This window comes from Paenibacillus sp. VTT E-133291 (genome assembly GCF_002264395.1).
Lineage (GTDB): Bacteria > Bacillota > Bacilli > Paenibacillales > Paenibacillaceae > Paenibacillus_AQ > Paenibacillus_AQ nitricinens.
In genome coordinates this window covers 48,636-67,985 of record NZ_NFVA01000029.1, presented here as the reverse complement: position 1 = coordinate 67,985, position 19,350 = coordinate 48,636, and the positions used below count along the sequence as shown (strand labels likewise).

Below are 19,350 nucleotides of genomic sequence, written 5' to 3'. Positions count from 1 at the left end.
AGGCGAAACTTCCGGTGCTCACGTAGCTTCACTACGCTCCGCTCCTCAGTTTCTATCTTCTTTCAATCTTCTCGGTGCTGAAAACCGTACTTTTTGAACACGTACTATAAAGGTCTAGCTTGAGACTTACATCTCGTCAGATCTGAGCGGAAAGGATTATCTATGGCATTCACAAGGGGGACACTATGAATAACACCACGTTGTACTTGCGCCATGCAGAACTGCTTCGTGATCAGGTTCCATCATTCCAAACCTATCCATTTCATCTGCCGGCCGTAAGAACACTGGATCGGCTTATTTTTCAAAAGCCAGTAACCTTTCTTGTCGGGGAGAATGGCACAGGGAAATCTACCTTGCTAGAGGGAATTGCTGCTGCGTGGGGCTTTAACCCTGAAGGTGGAACACTAAACTTCTCTTTTAACACTCGTTCCTCTCATTCGAGTCTGTATGAGTATTTTAGAATTGCTAGAGGGGTTAGACGTCCAAAGGATGGTTTTTTTCTACGCGCGGAGAGCTATTATAATGTGGCTTCTTACATTGATGAATTAGATGAACAGCCTAGTTTTGGTCCACCAATCAAGAACTCCTATGGAGGCAAGTCTCTGCATGAGCAGTCTCACGGAGAATCATTTTTCGCAGCGTTCGTTCATCGTTTTGGAGGGCGTGGTCTTTATATCCTAGATGAACCTGAAGCGGCTCTGTCTCCTCTGCGGCAAATGTCTCTGCTGGTGCGTATGCATGAGCTAGTCGGACAGGATTCACAGTTTATTATCGCAACCCATTCCCCTATTCTGATGTCCTATCCGGGAGCTGAGATTTTTCTCCTAGAAGGTGAGGGCATTCGGTCCGTCGCCTTGGAGGAAACGGAGCACTACACCGTAACCAAAGCATTTATGAATGACCGTGAAGGCATGTTACGCGAGCTATTAGAGGATGAATAAAAACAGCAAGTTTCCATATTCGGAAACTTGCTGTTTGATTTGTTCCTTCTATTAACGTCTTACAATCCCCACTACCTTGTGTACAATCCATCCGAACATGACTACAACCATCATATCGAAGCACACATTAAACAAGAATAAATGCTTACCGATATCCGCCCTTCCATCTCCAAGAATCGGAACCAAGAAGGAGAATATCCCTATCAGTCCCAATAACATCAACAGCTCACCAGCAACTCTTCCCTGAACATCCCGGCTACGGAAATATTGGAACAGCGCCCCGGCAAAATACACCAGATAGAATAGAGCGAGAAATCCGAGCGTATGTGGTATATGCTTGTTCTTGAATTCGCTCCACCCGCTATAAGCGTACGATAATGCACCTGCTGGCTTATTTTCACTCTTCTCATAGTTCCCTAGATAATAAGGACGAATCGCCATACTGTTACTCGCAGCATATTCCATATTATCTATTAACCGTCCTGGATGTTTTAAGTAGAAGAACAATACATCCTTATGGGATACCCGGTCATAGAAATCCGGTACCAGCGATGGATCATCCTGTTTGATGACTGTATCGGTCTGAAAATAATTCGTGCCAGCAAGAACCTCTAGACGCTCCGGTAATCCGAGATCCTGCAAGTCTCCCTTCACATCGGGTGATTCGTTTAATATTCCAAAAAACACGGTCTGATACAGATTAATATGCTTCAGCTCTTTTGGCGCCGTCACGTACATAACGATGGATACCAGAAATATGGCAATCGAAAAGCGTAAGGCGAGCTTTCTCCATTTCCGCTCACCATCAAGTGTCATAAACCGTAGGAAGATTAGCGCAAAGGCAATTCCAATCGGCGCATTCTGAATTTTAGACGTGACCAGAAAGAGAATCGCAATAAAAAATAAGGTTAACCCTTTAGTCGTTGGCTTTTCTTGGCTAGTTATTCTTAACCCCAGTGCAAAGGTCAGCAGCATGAACACCATCGATACCGGCTCTCCAAACAAGGAGTTAAAGTATGCCAAATACCCAATATCATAGAATACAAACAAAATAGCTGCACCCAGCAGCAGCCCCGTAACATAAGAGCCGCGAGCATTGTACTTCACCAGCAGCCAGGTCGCCACCAGTAAAAGAAGACCGTAGACTGCACCAAGCAATCTAACATCAAAAAAGCTGCCATGGATGAGCCCGCCGATCAACCTCGGTACAAGCACAATCAAAATCTGTGAAGAAGGATAAAACCCTCTAAATAAATTTTCATACGCAAAACGCGAATGACTGAAATTAAAAAACTGGTCTTCATAGGATGCGCCTGTATCATAGTAATTCAGACCGATCGTATTCATCATACGCAGAAAATCTCCATTATCGGCTACACCAATAAATGGTCTTACGAAAAGCAGATAAATAATGAGACCGCAGCCGGCAAGGCTTACGAGAAACTCCGGTTTCCAGAACTTTTTCATGATTCCCCCTATCTCTGTGGTAACAGCTTCACATATTCGTCAGACAAATTCATTAGCTTCAAAATATACTCATAATCACTCTGATATTTTGTGAAATCTGTTACTGGCTTAAGTGTATCCAGCGACACTGCTTCACCATCAGCGAATTCTTTGCCCGGTACATAAAGAACCTCATCATTAAAGAAGGAGCCGGAAGGTAAATAATACCTCATCCCTAACACATTACGATCAATATTCAAGAGGTCATGGCCAAAGGCTGTAAAACCTTCTTGTTGTAGTGAAACACCCATTAAATTAGCTATCGTAGGAAGGATATCCAGTTGTCCTCCCGTACGCTCAACTACCTTCCCTTGCTCCATTCCCGGTACACGCACAATGAGTGGAATATTAAAGCGGCTGATCCGGGAATCATATGGAACACCAAGTGCACTTTCCACTTGCTCTGGTGGAACATCCTGAGGCTGAAGGCCAAAGTGGTCACCATACATGACCAGAACCGTGTTATCCCACATTCCATTTTTCTTCAAACCTTCTATTAAAGTCCCTATAGCATAATCAGTGTAGTTAATAGCCGTCAAATAGTCACCTAACATCTTGTCTTTCATGTCATCAGGTACAGTGATTTTCTTAAAAGAATCTGGAACTTTGAACGGATGATGACTGGATGCGGTCACCATCTGTGCGTAGAAAGGGGTTCCTTTCTTCTTCAGCTCTGCCAATTTCTCGACACCCGTAATATACAGCTGTTCATCGGAAGCACCAAACGCATTAAAATGATCATTCGTAAAATAATCTTTGTCATAATAGCCGTTAAACCCAAGCGCCGGGTATAACTCATTCCGATTCCAAAAGCCTACTTTATTCACATGAAAGGTGTACGCCTCATACCCTTTATCCCTTAGCAGTCGCGGTAAGCTTGGCAGTTCTCTGTCCCCGAATCCGGTAGACATGGCCAAAGTACCCATCGGATAAATAGACGTATTGCTCATGAATTCAGCGTCAGACGTATTCCCTGGTCCAATCTGCTGATAGACATGCGGGAAATAAAAGCCCTCATCCGCTAGCTTATTCATGACTGGCGTCAGTTCCTGACCATCCAGGGATTGATGCAGCGGGAAATTCTGAAAAGCTTCCAATTGCAGCACAATTACATTTTTACCCTTTTGTGAGCCAAAATAATCAGGAGTCGTACCCGCTGGCTTGTCACTATATGGATAGGAAGATTGCAGCGCGTCAACCTTCGCAATCGTATCCTTAATATCACCCGTTCCAATGAGATTGTTATCTTCATTAATCTTAATCGCTGCAACGACTTCATAATTTAGAAATCCGGCAGTTTCTGCCTGCACAAGCTCATTTGTAATCCCCCGTGCAGAGTGGACAGAATATGCCGATAAAGAAAAACCTCCAATAATGGATACCAGAATCACCACCACATGCACGAATCCTGTCTTCCGGGAACTAAAGCGTTCACGCGGGTAGGTCTTTCCTTGTCTCCATCTGCGAATCAAACCATAGATAGCGAAGAGGACAAAATCCGCGAAGAATAAGTAATCAATACTCTTTATGGTAGATTCTACGCTTGCCTTCACTTGAAATACCTGATTGATTTCAGATAAGGCCAGATAGGTTGGAACAGAACCAAAGTGATTAAAATATACAGCGGCTGCGAACAGCAACAGCGATAGAAAGCCGTTAAATATCCAATAGACGGTTGTTCTCACCTTAGAAGGCGTAATCACCGTTAAAATCCCCATGATAAATAGGACTGGCGCTACATCCGCTGCTATCCATTCCCAAGCAATTCTATCAAAGAACAACACTCTCAGAAGCAACAGCTTTAACCATAACAACATAGCAACGATAAAGAAATGGGCACGATCCGGCCCGTGTTTTTTCACTTATAATCCCCTCTTACTTGTTCATTTGTTCGAAATATTAAATCTATTCTAGTATCTTGTAAAATATCAGGCTGTTCTAGTATAACAATACTTACTTTTTTTATCAAAATGGTAGAATTATTTTCCACAAAAAAGAGATGCCCCATTGCCTTCCGGCTTTGGAACATCCCTGTTAACTATGGATTGATCAAACCTCAGACGATGGAAGTATGCTTAAGCAATCTTTTAATAGAACGGTTAGCTTCATTTAGTACAATTTCTTTATCCACAGTCTTCAGCAGACCTCTTTCCATCACGATCTCACCGTCGATAATCGTAGTTTCCACATCGGCCCGGGTAGCAGAATATACAATTCTAGAGATAGGATCTACGTCGTAGGAGGGAAAGGTATGGAAATTATAGAGATTCAGGAGCACTAGATCTGCTTTTTTACCTACCTCGATACTGCCTATTTTATCCTCCATCCCTACCGCTTTCGCTCCACCTATAGTTGCCATACGAAATACACTGCGGGCATCCATCGTCGTAGGTCCATGTTTAGGCTTCTGAATGATTGCCGCGAGCCTCATTTCATTAAACATATCCAGATTGTTATTGCACGGAGCGCCATCTGCACCCAGACTTAGTGACACCTGCTCATGTAGCATCCCCGGTGTATCTGCGATTCCGGAGGCTAGTTTCAGATTTGAACCGGGGCAATGACTTACATGGACTCCGCGATCCCGCAAAATCCGCCGCTCCTCGGCATCCAGCCATACACAGTGCGCCAGTATTAAGCGCTCATTAGCTAATCCCAGGTGATCCAGGTAGACGATGTTACGCATCCCAGTCATCGCCTGCACAATCTCAATCTCCCCTAAATTCTCAGAAGCATGGGTGTGCACCTTCACATCATACCTTGCGGAGAGATCTCGTACCTCGGTTAACAAGGGTTCGGTGCAGGATATTACAAAACGCGGAGAGAACGCATATTGAATCCGTCCATGGCCATAGCCATTCCATTTTTCAAGCAAATCCACACTTTCCTGTAAAGAAGAAGCGGTATCCTCCTGCAGTGCTTCAGGCACATCTCCTCCTTTTTGATCCATCATTACCTTACCGGACAAAGCACGTATTCCACTTTTAGCAATGGCCTGAAAAGCATAGTCCGTATGGTGAACAGTCTCCATATCAACAATCGTAGTGGTTCCGCTGGAAATCAGTTCTCCTATACCGAGCATCGCCGAATAATAAAGGGATTCCTCATCATGCGCTGCCTCTAACGGCCAAATCCGTTTACGCAGCCAGTCCATAAGCTCCAGATCATCTCCCTTCCCACGGAATAACGTCTGGCATAAATGAATATGCGTCTGAACAAAACCGGGAATTAACGTACGGTTCGTGGCATCGATGACCTTTTCGTCTCCCTGCGGGATCAGACCAATGCCGATTTCTACGATGATATCATCCTTAATTCGAACATCCCCGACAATAATTTCCTCCTGTCTGTTCATTGTAATGATCTCAGCATTTTTGATCAGAATCTTCCCCATTGTCCTTATCCCCCTCATTGTTCATTCGTTTGCCGTTTCACGGTGTAACACAAAAAGGCCACAAAAATATGCCGTAACATATTTTCGTAGCCAGAAATTTACGGTTTCCGGTAGAGACCCTTAAACCAATTATTAAGGATATACGAAAAAAAGGACTATTCATTTGTACGTTGAATAATCCAATAGTAATTGAAAGACAACTTTAATGTCAATATATATAACATAAATACAGATTTATTTTTGTTAAATGATCATACTTCACCTTAATACGTCACTTTTCATAACACAATTATTCTTCTCCAAAGAGTCCACCCTCAAATAGCTCCCCATTAAACAAATCAGCTTGAGGTTCAACCTCCAGTCCATCTTCGGTATCCAATTGTATATTTAACTCTCCGGCTGCCTTTTGTCCAACCCATTTAATAGCACTACTACCTTTAGGAATATTTAGAATAACTTCTTCATCCTTTTCCCCACTCCAAATAGTGGTTAATTGCTGATCTGCTGTAGTCTGAATTAACTTAAATTTTCCGCGTTTGTTATTACCCTGTATTTTTATTTTCAATGAAATATCTTCTTGGGAATTCATTCGCCAGACCGTATACACCCCAGAAAATCCACTGTATTGAATAATAGCGTGTTCCTCGTTGATTTCCCCCTTTTTATTTGAAAATGTAAAACTGTCCCCAACCTCCAATAATCTGTTCTCATTATTAAACACATTCTCTTGTTTACTCGCAAAACCTCCACAACCGCCCAACCATAAAATCGCACATGCAATAACCATTAACTTAACCGAACGGTTCAATTACAAATCACTCCTTTTAAAATCCAAGGGTTCCAGCTGTTTAACAAACTATGGCGATATAATCTCATATTAAATAAATTTATATCTTGGGAGACATAGCTAATTTTCCCACGAAGTGCTTCGACGTCTATTTCTAATATATTTATTTCATTACAACTAATATGATCTCTCAAGTCTGTAAAAACCCAATAATAATTTAACTAACGTACTTTTTCCGTCAAGGATTTGCGGGAATGCAACATCGTCTAACATTTCACCTTGCATATCAAAATACTCGTATATTCGATCAAATACAACCTTACAATTAATTACATATTAATCCAGTTAGAAATATCATATATTGCTTATTTTTCAAATTAAAACACAAAAAAACCTCTATTTCAGAGGCCTCTTAGATGTCACTCACGCAATCTTTATTCTGGAAAGTAATGATCTCTTACATATTCAGCATGAAATTAATAACAGTTCATAGATAATTTGATTTTCCTAGTTATCCATTAGATTGCATTCCTGCTAACACTTCAGTGGCAGGATCAGTAGAGTGATCTCGTATCCTTACACCACTTTTATATCAATTCACCATCTCAAACCCTCAGCACCTTCTCGAATACTGGAAAGTTCGCCGTCCGGTTCGGAAAACTCACTTCACCTCTATGGTCATAACCAAGGCGAGGATAGATTTCCAGTGCTCTAGTATTCTTCGCATAAGTATCCAGCCGAATACTTGTGTAACCATTACGCGCTGCGTAATCCTCCGCGAAAGCAATTAGTCTAGTTGCAATCCCTTTTCCCTGAATATGTGGATGAACTGCTAAACGATGCATAATCAGATGTGGCCCTTGATTTTGCTTCCACTCGATCTTCTTATATTCCTCAGAAGCATTCTCATCCAGTACAAGAATACCCGCGATAGTTTGATCTTCTTCACATACATATAAGGTACCCTGTGCGATATCCAGTTCGATAATCTCTTTATTCGGATAGCTCTCATCCCACTGGTCGCTTCCAGCGGCCTGCATAACTTGTACACATTTTGAGATCAATTCCATGATCTCTTCGATCTCATCCTGTCTAGCTTTTCTAATTCCATTTCCTACTTGCATCCTGCTATCCCCTCTTTCTTATCGACATCTGAAAACCTCTGAATAGATTCTCGTTTTAGAAGTCTATCATATTCGGAGACAAATTCCGATAGTAGGATGATTCCAGAGAGGATGCAATCCCTCTAAGCTGAGGGACACGAAAGATCAGAATAACGCGTCATAGATTAGATCTCCGGGTCCCTTCCTCTTAACTTACCTGCCGCTGCTCAGTTAAACTCCAGCTTATGCCCGTCCTCGAAGCCCTTGGCGAAACCGGCATCGAACCCCACGTTGTATGCTTCGGTGTAGCCCTGCTGAAAGGCGTCTGCCGGCGGCGTTTCCGGCGAAACGCCAAGATCCGGGGGGAGCGGAATGACCTGTGGAGCAGGTGGAGCCTCGATAACCGGCACTACATGAACTGGTGCTTGTATAACCCTCACCTTTCGAACAAGCTTGCGGCGAAGTCTTCTTTTCTTTCGTACCAAAAGACCCTTCTTCGTCTTTCCATAACGAACGATTTTCCGAGAAAGTCCTCTGCGGGGTTTGCGGGCTAGACCTCTACGCACTTTCGTTTTCCGCGAGAGCAGTAGTGTGCGTCTGCGGGTTCTGCCTGAACGTAATGTTCTAAGACTCTTTTTCTTCATGCCTCTATTCCTCCTGTGCTCCATGATCTCTGGAGGTTCCTACGGCGTATGCCTTGCTCAGCCATGGCGCAGCAGGAATTCCCCGTTTCGGTTGATGCAGTGAAATCCCGGACATCATCCGGCACATCGCGCTCTGATACCCACTTAAGATTCTGATATTGTCGCTCAATTTGCGGGCCGTCAGCTCAGATTGCCCCGTCAATTCGGCGATGCTCTCCAAGATGGCCGCCAAAGCAGCCTGACTGCGCGAAATGGAGCGGATCATCTCCAGCTTGACGGCATGTTCAGAGAGACGGTCCCCGCTCATTTGCTGTCTTCTCCAAAACTGAACCCATCACCTGACATGTCTCCAAAACCTTCCCCGCCACCATCATCTTCCCCACTGCCCAGCACTGCTTTTAAATTGCTGTAGAGTCCATTCTCCAATTTAGTCAGCCCTTCGACCATCTCCACGATAACTTCGTGAATGGAGAGAGATTCCTTTAGCTGCTCTTCATGAGATTCGAAAGCTCTAGCGTGGATATGATGTTGTGCCCACTGTTTTACCTTTTCAGCTTCAACCGCCTTAGCTTCCAGAATCATTGCAATGTTCCACTGGATAGTGGCGGTCGACTCCAGCATTTGCAGATAAGCCTTTTCTCTGCTCATCATCCGCCTCCTGCTCCTATAGCGTTACTCTTCTTCTTGACCGTTCAATTCCTTAATTACTCTGCCTACCCCTTCAGCCATCGCTTCTTCCAGATCTGCAAGTGCGTTCAAGTAAGCAATAATATTCTTGTTTACTTGAGTTGAGCTTTCGATCATCCCGCTGATACCGTCAAAACCGGGATCTGCATCTGGCAGATCGTGGACAATTTGCGACATACGGACAGCCACGTGGCGCTCAGCATCTAGTATCCGCGCCATCTGTTCGTGTGTATGGGCCATGTGCTGCAGGACTTTGGTTATTTTATTCTGCACCTTCATGTCTCCTTTGCTCAAACGCCCTGCTACAGCATATGCGGCAGAAGCCGGGACGGTGCCGAGGATATAAAGGCAAGTTAGGGCTCTATACAAGCGGATTGGCGGACACAGGATACTTTAGAAGATTGAAACAGGCCGTCTATATGGAAAATAAAAGACCAACAGCCCGGTCCATTGGAACGGGCTGACGGCCTTTTGGATTAATAATATTTATTAATGATTCTGTAAAAAAGAACCGCCGTTTCGGCGCGGGTTGCAGCTCCCGTTGGATGGAGCAATTTCCCGTCACCAAGGACAATGCCCTCCCTGACCAGTACGGCTGCTGCCTTCACGGCATAATCAGCCACTTTAGAGGCATCCGCAAATTTGCCAAAGTCGGAGATGGAACCGGCTTCTGCTAATTTTCCTGACTTCTGCAATGCTCTTACGATAAATACCATCATATCCTGCCGGGAAATCTCTGCTCCCGGATTGAACCTGTTGCCGCCGACTCCGCTGGCAATGCCCAATTGTTTGGCGATTCCCAGCGCTTCATAATAGTATGCGTCCTGATCGGCATCCGCGAAGCTCACTTCAAAACCAGTCTTTAAATCAAACGCTCTGACCAGAAGCAATATAAAGTCCGCTCTTTTCATCTTGGCGCCCGGTTCAAAGAAAGTACTCGACGTTCCCTGAACGATTCCTTTAGCCGCCAGAGCTTCAATAGCCTCTTTGGCCCACAAATGGCTGCCGATATCACTGAAAACAGGTTTCTTGGGCTGCAGTTCCGGTGTGGGTGCCGGTGTTGTCGACGGACCTTCACTTGGCTTCGGAGCTGCCGGCGTTGGCGTTGGAGTCGGGTTACCACCTCCGCCGCTGCCCGAGCCACCGTCCCCGCTGGCCTTTAATGTAGATACGATTCTCACATTGCTTATCTTGGACGTATTTCCTGCTGCATCAACAGCTATAATATAGTATTTGTACTGGGTATCCGCAGATAAACCGCTATCTCTGTATTCTGTTGCCTCCAGTGTCTTGATTTCAACGTCATTGCGGTAAATCCTGTATCCCGTTACTCCCAAATTATCCGTGGAAGGTGTCCATTTTAGATCAATAGCAGAGCTGGATACCGCTTCCGCTCTCTCTATTGTTGGTTCCATGGGAGCCTCAGTATCAACGATGGTTGGTGTCCACCAGTTGCCGGATGCCACAATCATGCTGAGCAGACGCAAATTATTGCCAAAATATAAATCGTCTTCGGTGGAAACAGCCGCATTATAATCCCATAATCTATTCAGCCACTCCTGATTGGATGAATCAATCATGGCGCTGACCATCATCGGTGCGGAGAAGGATGTGTCTGCATAATCATTGATTGCCTCTGTGCCGTCCAGCTTATATCCCGCAAGGATCATGGCCGGATCATTATCCGCCTTGGCCCGAATCCAGCGGTTCAGCGTGCTGAGCTGCTCTTTAGCCCGGTTATCACCTGTCAGGAGATAATCCGTACTGATCCGCCAGGGAATACGGGAAGAGTTGTAGTTGTAATCCCCGTCATTTTCCGATTCCAGGAAGTATCCATCCGGGGTATCCCATATCTTCTGGCTTACTGGTTTGTATTGCCCATCCGTATCATCCTTGAATACAAAATCCGGCAACAAACCGGCTTTGGGACTGTAATTTTCATACAGACTATTAATGATGTTGTACGTCTTATCGGTAACACGATCCCAATTGGGGTCTCCGGATACATTTTTAAAATCTTTCAGATGCTGCAGCATAAAATCGGAAGGACGTGTAGCATTGCCGAACGTGGAATCATTGTCACTGACCCAATCCGCCAATTTCAATGTCCACTCGGAATGGTTGACATCGCTTTTCATAATGGCGTTGATTACCTTTTTGGCCTGGGACAAGTAGTTAATTTCCCCGCTGCTGCCCCATTGGCTGTCGGCAAGCAGAAGAGCGTAAGCAATATCCATATCGCCGTCGGTTGCCGAATCCACACCATTGATATCAATAATTTCGGTGCCGGTATCCGCTTGCTGCCATGCCATTAAATCGGGATTGATTTCACTTGGATGTGCTCTGAAATAGCGATACATCCCGTCAAAATACTTCTTAGCCTCCGGATCATGACCCGCGAGCAAAGCGGTAATCAGCATTCCGTAGCCATGTGCTTCCGAAACTGTAATCTCGTTATTCTCAAACCAGTCACCATCGCTATACCATACGTAATATTGGTCTGACTGATATGGATTTTGTTTCAGATATTTCGTTTTCCACTCGGTATATAATCTGCCCACCGTAGCGTCCAGTTGGGCCTGAGTCAAGTGATTCGGCTTAATGGAGCCGGCCACATAAGACGTATGCTGCGGAAATGCCTTATGGACACCCGCTCCAGTGGATGAAGGTTTGGTCGTTACTTGAACGGTATTACTCGCCAGCGATTCCATCTCTTCTGCATTATAGGCCTTCACAGTATAACTATAGGCCGTATCCGGAGTTAACCCGGTATCGCCGTAGGAGATTTCCTTCGTCGTGCCGACTTTGCTGCCGTTGCGGTATACGTTGTAGCCTGCTGCCTGAATGTTACCGGCCGAAGCCGTCCATTTCAGGTTGATTTGGTAAGGAGAAACCGCAGCTCCTTTTAAATCAGAAGGTGCTGAAGGCGGCTCCGACTCGCTTGGACCTTCGATTGTTCTGACTTCAACCGGATCTGAATTAATTCTTGTGCCGACCGTTTTGACGATAAATTCATATTTTTTTGCAGGATTGATATCATCTACCGTGTAGGTGTATTCCGTTTGACCTTCCGCTACCGGCACATATATACTCCAGTGTGTCTTCACCTTGTCATTCTTCTCATAAATCCGGAATCCTCTTACTGGTTCTCTACTTGCGGAAGGTGCACTCCAGGTCAGAACCGCCTTGCGGCCGTTCAATTTCACCTTTACTGCTTCCGCCGGGTCCGGCTTGGTGTCCGTTCGCTTGATCCCATACTTGTCATATGCTTTTAGGCCGTCGCCAACGGTGTCCGGCTGATTCTCATCTGCTACGGCTGCGGTATATGCTGTAAAGGAAAGCACCCGGTCTGTGATGGAAACATCCGTAAACATCTTCTTCTCCGGCTGTTCGTCGATAGCTGCAAAGTAATCATCATAAGGAACCGGATTCCCGTTTTCGTCCCGAATCTCGCGGGGTTCTCCATTCTCATCCAGTTCATATTGATTGTTCTTATAATAGAATTTATTTCCGAATGCATTGGACATGAGATAGACCGTACCTTTGGGGTTGAGCGCATTGCCCTCTCTATCAAATGTCAGCTTCTCCTTGGGAATAACTTCATCATTGTACATTTGGAAGGATCTCATATACATATGATCATGAGCCTCGAACACCATATCAATGCCCATCTCGTCAAAGGCGGGAATCAGGTATTTCTTGTAAAACTGGACGCGATCGTCTTCCCATTGTGCAGAGTTGTCGCCTGCTGCATAGGGGCTTTTGTGAAAAGTAACAAACTTCCACTTCTTATCGCTGCGGGCGACAGTACTCTTCATCCAGGCTACTTGGTCCCAGAATTGGTCATCCGCCCATTCCACATCTTTCCCATTCTCTGCAAGTGCCCCCGAGTACTGCGAATTGAAGACAAGATAGAGTGCATCACCGTATTCAAAAGAATACACTGAGCCTTCATGGGTGTCCGCAACAGCCTGTTTCGGCAAGTTGAAATGGTTGTAGAAGTTGTTATTCGGTGTCGTCTCATCTCCGTCATAATCCATGACCTCATGACCGCCAAGTACAGGCACATATGGCACTTGCAGCAATTGATTCTGGGCTGCTCCTAGCATCCATTGCCACTGTTCCTCCAAATCACCGTTATCCACCAGATCTCCGGCGCTGATCAGGAATTTAGGGTCGCCTATATAATCAACTGCTTTCCGGAAGGTATCACCCCAAGGCTCAAAGTCAGACTTGCTGGAAGCCTGTGAATCGGAACCGGCGATAAAACGGAAAGGCTGGTGGCCGGCAGCATCCGTAGTGAACGAACCGATAGAGCTCCAATCACCTGATTTTCCGTTACCTGCCCGAAACTTGTAAGCTGTTCCCGGTTGAAGCTGGTCTGCAATGACTTTATGACTAATAAATTTCGTTTTATGGTTCGTGCTTCTATCGCTTTTACTCATAAAGGTCTCAATTTCATCGGCCTCTCCCTGATAGGTCAAAGCCCCGTTCTCCGGGAAAATGTTCCCCATAACCTTTGAGGCTTCTATAACCTGTACCACGGTATCCGTCATTGCATCCGTGTACCAGGCCAAGGCAATGCTCGTCTTTGGATCTCCGTTAAACGTCATATTGATGGATTTTGGGGCAAGAGGCGAATCCTGAACGCCAAAATTCCAGGAAACTTCCCGAACCAGCGGCACAAGATCTGCCCCCTTGATAAGCTCCTTGGGTACAGTTACCGTGTAAGACTTCCCATAAGTCAACGGAGGATGGTTTATCCGCAAAGTATCTCTGTTTAAGACTTCAAGTGTAACCCCATCAACCGGTTGATCGTTCTCATCGGCAAATCGGACAGCATAGCCCGGATCAAGGGCAATGGCCTTGTTGAATTTGATTTCAACGGGAGCTTCGGGAGACACATTTCCAGAACCGTCTGCAGGTTGCTGGACAAGATCTACAGTAGGAATGACAGGTTCTTTCCCCGGGATCGGCTCGCCGGACACCTTGATATTTCGGATTCTACTGGAACCTGAACCCCCTATGCCCTCATCATTCCCTCTAGTGTTGCTATCGGAGCTGACGATCCAGCGAATATATAATATTTCCCGATCATTGCTGTTTGGAAGGGGAGTATTCACCAATCTGCAGGTATCTCCCGGGCAATCAAAACTGGAGACGGCCATTTTAAGATTCGTATTCGGCACATCCTCCCACGTTTGTCGGTCTACACTCGTCTGCACTTTAAAATCACGCGGACCTGACCCGGATGAATTTTGCTCAGAGGATAAGGTGATCTTCTCAAACCCGGTTGTAGACACGGTAGCAAGCCAATACTTTTTCCCGTTTCCATTATCCCAGCCCTGATAGCTGATCGCTTTCTTGCTTACATCCACATCCTCGAACACACCGCCTACATTGCGAAAAGTAGACGCTGTCTCATAGATGCCGTATGTAGCCGAGATTACCCCCACATTTTTAGCGGCCTCATCAAACACCCATTCGGCAATCGTCTTTACACCGGGTATTGAATCTGAACCGACAGCATCTGGTGCAGGTGCAGCATTTGCAATCTGGTATGGCAGCAGTAAAAGCACGAGCAACAAAGAAATGGATTGGTGCAGCCTTCTTTTCAAATGACCCTTCTTTTGCACTCTCGTTCCCTCTTTTCGCAAATAATAGTTTAAGCGCTTTAACTTTCACTTGCAGCGGACCCTGATTTTCTTTTCCCCTCCTTAAATACAATTTATATGTAAATATAGCGCATTCATTTCTATTCAATCTCTGCATATTTTGTTATTGTTAATGATTTTCTACTTTTACCGCTATTTAATTTCTAGCCTGTTCAACAGGTCAATGAACGTGATACGATTGATTCAGATTTGGATCATGTTTCTACGAGTGCGAGGATCATTCCCGCCGGATTGGAGATGACACCCCTGGAAATCAACTTCTACAAGTCTGATCCCTTTCACATTAGCCGAGAGAAAAAAAATGTTTCAAGTATGCCTTCAAATCATTATCACGATGCTTATGAAATTCTCTACTTAGTGTCTGGGGAACTTTACTATTTTATAGAAGACCGAACCTTTCAAATCGTCAGCGGGGTTCTATTGTTCATTAACGCTAATGACCTGCACAGACTGATTAATGTAAACGGTATGATGTACGAAAGAGTTACTTTATTGTTTAAAAGAGAGTTCCTTCGCGACTTTTTTGCGGACAGCCCTCTTCCATTCGACCTCTTCTCCTGCTTTCACTCCAGATCAAATGCGATCAAGTTAAGCGGCTACGACCAGAACTTTGTCGAGAATCTTTTCAGCAAATTGATTCATGAAGACACCAAGAGACCTCCAGGCTTCGACTACTATCGGAAAATCCTGTTGATGGAGCTGCTGATCTTCATCCAACGAAAAAAGCTTCCGGATCAAAACGAGCATGTTGTAGTAACGAACCGGACCCATAAGAAAATTTCCCAAATCATCCATTTCATCAACGGTAACTTCGCTGAGCCTCTGTCTCTGGAATACATATCGGACAGGTTCTCCATAAGCACCTCCCATTTAAGCCGAACGTTCAAGGATACAACCGGTTTTACTTTCAGCGAATATGTAAATAATACCCGCCTGAAAGAAGCCCGCTCTCTGCTGCAGGACTCCAAATTAACCGTTTCGGAAATCGCTGAGCGTACAGGATTTGGTAACCTGACCCATTTTGGAAGAGTATTTAAAACCATGACCGGAACCTCACCGCTCAAATACCGCAAACAGAACCGGGTTGATGAAGATAATATCTCTACGCAAGCATGAGATCGGGTGCTTCGTATGGTGAAAGATACACTTTCTTATATTTTATAAAAAAAGAGTGCCCGACCCAAGGCCGGCCACTCCACGTTACCGCTGCCACTTATGGCAGTGCATCCTTCAGCTTCTCTCCCGCCTCCCGCAGAGACTGGAACGTCCCCGCATCGCTCCACCAATCCTTGAGAACATCATAGCTGAGCCTGCGGTTAGCAGCATATATATTATTTACATCGGTAATCTCCAGCTCCCCTCTCTTGGAAGGGGATACTTGACGGATGATGTCAAACACAGCTTCATCGTACATATAAATACCTGTTACGCAAAATTTGGTCTTGGGATGCTCGGGTTTTTCTTCGATATAAGCGATCCATGCAGCATCTTGACTATCGAACACGGGAACACCGTATCTACGTGCGTCGTCCACCGGCTTCAGCAGTACCTTGGCTGTACCTTCAGGCTGCCGGAGATAGCTCTCCACGTAAGGCGTCAGATCATCCATAAATAGATTATCACCAAGCAATACGACAAACCGTTCCCCAGGGAAAATGAATCCTTCTGCTAAATCGAGAGCCTCTGCAATGCCTCCAGCAGCTTCCTGAATCTTATAAGTCAGAGATACACCAAATGCTGCACCGCTGCCTAAAAAATCCGTATACAGACCCGCAGATTGCTTGCTGATGACCAGAAGAATGTCGGTAATCCCTCCCCGGCGAAGCCGATCTATGCCGTAACAGACCATAGGATATTTGCCGACCGGAAGCAAATGTTTGTTCATAAGCCGGGTCAGCGGCCACAGTCTGGATCCTGTTCCGCCCGCCAGTATGACTCCCTTCACTTACTTTCCTCCTCTTTATCTAAGTCCTTTGCTTTCGGATCTGCACTTTATATGAAACTCGTTGGATCCACATTCCATTTGTTCATAAAGAGCTTACGATTTCGTTCCACCAGCTCCTGTAGCCCGGTGTGGTATACCTGCTTGAAGCTCGCACTTCCTTCATGGTGTACCAGACAATCTCCTGCGATAAGCAGTCGGTACCCCTTTAGCCTGGCGCGATAGCAAAAGTCATCATCCTCGTAATGTCCAGGTGAATATCTCTCATCCAGCAGACCTACGGAAGTAAGTAGCTCTCTTTTGAATAAAAAACATAATCCTACCAAACGTTTAGTCTCCAACCATTTTTGAGGATTGGAACGGTTAGTTATCTCTGCAGCCTTATGAAAATCTAACAGACTTTCATAATCAGTCTTCACCTGTTGACGTCCACTCGCATAGTTTGTCACTGGCCCAACAATACCAACTTCAGGAGCACTATATAGCGATCTCTTCAGATTAGTTAACCATCCATGAGAAACTACCACATCATTATTCAGCAGTAACAATTCATCCCCTGATGCTAGAAGTAGACCTAAATTGCAGGCGGATGGAAAACCTCGATTCTCAGGCAATGAAATAAACGTTATACGATTCGCACGGCAATAGGCATCCGTTCCATCTGATGAAGCATTATCTACAACGATGATCTCGTAAGGCAGTGGAGTATAAGCACGTATCGATTCCACACAGGACCGCAGCAGAGGCAACGCGTTGTAGGTCGGAATAATAATACTAGTCATCGTCATATCCGGTTCCTCCAAGCAGCTACTTGTCTGCGGTATTCGCGCTGCGTTTCGCTATTAAGTAGGCCCCCATCATCTTGACGGGAAAGCACCTCAAGGAGAGCCTCTGCGTGATCCCCTATGATCAGTTTCTCCACAGCATTTCCAGCACCTATATTCGCTTGACGCAGCCGGTTATGCTTAATCACATTCACCGTTCCAACTTTCTCCACCCTTAGCTTCTCTAATACAGAACGAGCTTGGGCTTTAGGAGGAACTATTAATTCACGGTAGCCTATGGTCTCAAATGCTCTCCGGGAAAGCGCGTGCGGGACAGCCGTCATAGAGCTAACTCCGAGATCGTACCGTCCAAGAGCATAATTCAGAAACAGCTTGCTGCGAGTAACATCATCGCATAATCCAAAAGAAGGCATCAGTGGATCCAAATCATTAAGAGCCACGTCAATTCCACCATCTACAGCAGCTGTGAATAATCCGAGCTGAGCTGCAGGGATAACCATATCTCCGTCCAGGAAGAGTAGAATATCTCCTCGACTCAGCTTCGCACCAATAGCCCGCCCTACATCATGTCCAACGGACTCCGGGCAATGCACAACTATAGCTTGACGATGTTGTCTGGAAATGGGAAAGCTGCTATCGCTGCAACCGTTAAGCACGACGATAATTTCAGTAGGTCCCAGCCGCGTTACCTGTTGCAGCAGATGTCCCAAGGTCTGCTCCTCGTTACGCGCGGAGATAATAACTGACAAGGTCCCACGTAAGCACGGTAAATTCAATACCTCGCGACCTACCTTTGATTGCCGGGACAGAATCGGTGGCCGAGCGGTAGGGGTGCCTCTTTTTACCGAACGATTCGCTCCCCTTTGGCGGGGTGCCAGTTTTGTTTTGGCCTGACTAGATGCTGAACGTTTCTTTACCGTACGAGTTGCTGTTCCTCGTCGAACGGCAGAGCTACCAGATACTTGTAACAGAGCAACCATCATCTCACCATCTCTCTGCGCCGGGTTCCGTCGCTAAACCCCGCCCTGTTTCCCCGGTGTTCAAGCAAGAGGGATACAGCCTCCATATGATCTGCTGTAATCAACTGCTGCAAAGGATCTGTGCCATCCTCCTTACGTCTGACCGCATTCAGTTTGCCTACATGTACTTTGTGAGCAGCCACCACACGTAAACCACTCAGAACTGCCTGAGCATGTGCCAGAGGGGGACGAGATAATAACTGACTCCCTAAGATTTCAAGCGCTCTTCGGCTGATTGCATGCGGAACCGCCGTCATCGAACATCCTTTTAGATCCGGACGGCCAAGCAAAATATTAAGTGCATGTTTGGATAGCACCACCGGATGGGGCGAAAGGCTCCGTACCGGTCCGGAATAATCATTAAGCGCTATGTCTGCGCCACCGCTAACAGCCGTGACGAAAGGACGTAGCCCCGAGGCAGGAATCACTAAATCCCCATCTGTAAACAAGAGAACCTCTCCCTTAGCTGCCTCTGCTCCGACACTGCGGCCAGCGTCGTGTCCAAGCGGTAACTCATAGGAAATAACATGCGCACCAAGCGAAAGGGCAATTTCTGCCGTTTGATCGGCTGATCCGTTGACGACTACAATAACCTCGCAGCGCGGATGGACTCCTCTAGCTCCGGCTATCGCTCCCGCGATGGTCTTCGCTTCATTCATGGCCGGAATAATAACCGAAACATAGGGATTTGGATGGTTAACAGTAGGGACTGCAGCGACTTGCCGCACTGGGCGAGAAGTCCGCCGCTTGATCCGAGAGACCCGCCGTCCCGTGCGGCGGGCAGAAGTACGTTTGGGCTTCATGCTCATCCACCTTCCTTACAGAGCCTATTCGTCAGGCTGAGGGTTACATCACAGTTTATGTACT

The 19,350-nt window shown here is 45.8% G+C and carries 16 protein-coding genes and 1 riboswitch; of the genes, 2 read left to right on the top strand and 14 right to left on the bottom strand.

All coding sequences use genetic code 11. The features are described 5' to 3' along the window. Positions 1-185: 185 nt before the first annotated feature. Positions 186-941 carry an AAA family ATPase gene (locus CA598_RS13945; protein ID WP_094876891.1) on the top strand — a complete coding sequence of 252 codons (756 nt, stop codon included), beginning with the start codon at positions 186-188 and terminating at the stop codon, positions 939-941. Between the two features lie 51 nt (positions 942-992). On the opposite strand, the gene wsfD is transcribed toward CA598_RS13945, so the two are convergent. The 10 genes from wsfD to CA598_RS13895 all read right to left on the bottom strand — a co-directional run bounded on the left by wsfD (position 993) and on the right by CA598_RS13895 (position 14,698). Continuing rightward, the gene (wsfD, locus tag CA598_RS13940; RefSeq protein WP_094876890.1) at positions 993-2,408 is read right to left on the bottom strand and encodes a glycan biosynthesis hexose transferase WsfD; all 1,416 of its coding nucleotides are present in this window, start codon (positions 2,406-2,408) and stop codon (positions 993-995) included. 8 nt (positions 2,409-2,416) lie between these two features. Continuing rightward, the gene (locus CA598_RS13935) at positions 2,417-4,264 is read right to left on the bottom strand and encodes an LTA synthase family protein (RefSeq protein ID WP_094876893.1); all 1,848 of its coding nucleotides are present in this window, start codon (positions 4,262-4,264) and stop codon (positions 2,417-2,419) included. Between the two features lie 239 nt (positions 4,265-4,503). Continuing rightward, positions 4,504-5,841, bottom strand: a complete 1,338-nt coding sequence (locus tag CA598_RS13930; protein ID WP_094876889.1) for a 5'-deoxyadenosine deaminase — start codon at positions 5,839-5,841, stop codon at positions 4,504-4,506. Positions 5,842-5,908: 67 nt separating this feature from the next. After that, a riboswitch (purine riboswitch) is annotated at positions 5,909-6,007 on the bottom strand. 123 nt (positions 6,008-6,130) lie between these two features. Beyond that, the gene (locus tag CA598_RS13925; RefSeq protein WP_094876888.1) at positions 6,131-6,649 is read right to left on the bottom strand and encodes a hypothetical protein; all 519 of its coding nucleotides are present in this window, start codon (positions 6,647-6,649) and stop codon (positions 6,131-6,133) included. A 584-nt stretch (positions 6,650-7,233) separates the two neighbouring features. Then, a complete protein-coding gene (locus CA598_RS13920; RefSeq protein ID WP_094876887.1) occupies positions 7,234-7,752 on the bottom strand; it encodes a GNAT family N-acetyltransferase in 519 nt (172 codons plus the stop codon). A gap of 206 nt (positions 7,753-7,958) precedes the next feature. Then, on the bottom strand, positions 7,959-8,375 hold the full coding sequence (locus tag CA598_RS13915; RefSeq protein WP_094876886.1) for a FliH/SctL family protein: 417 nt from the start codon (positions 8,373-8,375) through the stop codon (positions 7,959-7,961). Between the two features lie 4 nt (positions 8,376-8,379). Beyond that, entirely contained in the window at positions 8,380-8,682 is a 303-nt protein-coding gene (locus CA598_RS13910; protein WP_042130853.1) for a hypothetical protein, read from the bottom strand. Then, positions 8,679-9,023, bottom strand: coding sequence for an alpha-helical endospore appendage domain-containing protein (locus CA598_RS13905; RefSeq protein WP_042191502.1), 345 nt, complete (start codon positions 9,021-9,023; stop codon positions 8,679-8,681). Before CA598_RS13905 ends, CA598_RS13910 begins: the two co-directional genes overlap by 4 nt. A gap of 24 nt (positions 9,024-9,047) precedes the next feature. Continuing rightward, positions 9,048-9,335, bottom strand: coding sequence for a hypothetical protein (locus CA598_RS13900; protein ID WP_042191504.1), 288 nt, complete (start codon positions 9,333-9,335; stop codon positions 9,048-9,050). A 203-nt stretch (positions 9,336-9,538) separates the two neighbouring features. Further along, a complete protein-coding gene (locus tag CA598_RS13895) occupies positions 9,539-14,698 on the bottom strand; it encodes a glycosyl hydrolase family 8 (RefSeq protein ID WP_094876885.1) in 5,160 nt (1,719 codons plus the stop codon). 276 nt (positions 14,699-14,974) lie between these two features. Between CA598_RS13895 and CA598_RS13890 the strand changes: the two genes are divergently transcribed. After that, positions 14,975-15,853 (top strand): AraC family transcriptional regulator, encoded by an 879-nt coding sequence (locus CA598_RS13890; RefSeq protein WP_094876892.1) that lies wholly within the window; start codon positions 14,975-14,977, stop codon positions 15,851-15,853. 97 nt (positions 15,854-15,950) lie between these two features. Here the strand turns inward: CA598_RS13890 and CA598_RS13885 are convergent, their stop codons facing one another. Genes CA598_RS13885 through CA598_RS13870 form a run of 4 tightly spaced genes read right to left on the bottom strand, consistent with a single transcriptional unit; the run spans position 15,951 to position 19,286 of the window. Then, complete coding sequence (locus CA598_RS13885) at positions 15,951-16,682, bottom strand: sugar phosphate nucleotidyltransferase (RefSeq protein WP_094876884.1); 732 nt, start codon at positions 16,680-16,682, stop codon at positions 15,951-15,953. Positions 16,683-16,729: 47 nt separating this feature from the next. After that, the gene (locus CA598_RS13880; protein ID WP_094871692.1) at positions 16,730-17,467 is read right to left on the bottom strand and encodes a glycosyltransferase family 2 protein; all 738 of its coding nucleotides are present in this window, start codon (positions 17,465-17,467) and stop codon (positions 16,730-16,732) included. Next, the gene (locus CA598_RS13875) at positions 17,464-18,447 is read right to left on the bottom strand and encodes a glycosyltransferase family 2 protein (RefSeq protein ID WP_094871690.1); all 984 of its coding nucleotides are present in this window, start codon (positions 18,445-18,447) and stop codon (positions 17,464-17,466) included. Before CA598_RS13875 ends, CA598_RS13880 begins: the two co-directional genes overlap by 4 nt. Further along, complete coding sequence (locus CA598_RS13870; RefSeq protein ID WP_306440404.1) at positions 18,444-19,286, bottom strand: glycosyltransferase family 2 protein; 843 nt, start codon at positions 19,284-19,286, stop codon at positions 18,444-18,446. The genes CA598_RS13875 and CA598_RS13870 overlap by 4 nt, the downstream gene beginning before the upstream one ends. Positions 19,287-19,350: the final 64 nt, after the last annotated feature.

Coding starts and splice junctions, on each gene's coding strand:
- CA598_RS13945 (WP_094876891.1), top strand. CDS start 186: ATGAATAACACCACGTTGTACTTGCGCCATGCAGAACTGCTTCGTGAT.
- wsfD (WP_094876890.1), bottom strand. CDS start 2,408: ATGAAAAAGTTCTGGAAACCGGAGTTTCTCGTAAGCCTTGCCGGCTGC.
- CA598_RS13935 (WP_094876893.1), bottom strand. CDS start 4,264: ATGTTGTTATGGTTAAAGCTGTTGCTTCTGAGAGTGTTGTTCTTTGAT.
- CA598_RS13930 (WP_094876889.1), bottom strand. CDS start 5,841: ATGGGGAAGATTCTGATCAAAAATGCTGAGATCATTACAATGAACAGA.
- CA598_RS13920 (WP_094876887.1), bottom strand. CDS start 7,752: ATGCAAGTAGGAAATGGAATTAGAAAAGCTAGACAGGATGAGATCGAA.
- CA598_RS13915 (WP_094876886.1), bottom strand. CDS start 8,375: ATGAAGAAAAAGAGTCTTAGAACATTACGTTCAGGCAGAACCCGCAGA.
- CA598_RS13910 (WP_042130853.1), bottom strand. CDS start 8,682: ATGAGCGGGGACCGTCTCTCTGAACATGCCGTCAAGCTGGAGATGATC.
- CA598_RS13905 (WP_042191502.1), bottom strand. CDS start 9,023: ATGAGCAGAGAAAAGGCTTATCTGCAAATGCTGGAGTCGACCGCCACT.
- CA598_RS13890 (WP_094876892.1), top strand. CDS start 14,975: ATGACACCCCTGGAAATCAACTTCTACAAGTCTGATCCCTTTCACATT.
- CA598_RS13880 (WP_094871692.1), bottom strand. CDS start 17,467: ATGACGATGACTAGTATTATTATTCCGACCTACAACGCGTTGCCTCTG.
- CA598_RS13875 (WP_094871690.1), bottom strand. CDS start 18,447: ATGATGGTTGCTCTGTTACAAGTATCTGGTAGCTCTGCCGTTCGACGA.
- CA598_RS13870 (WP_306440404.1), bottom strand. CDS start 19,286: ATGAAGCCCAAACGTACTTCTGCCCGCCGCACGGGACGGCGGGTCTCT.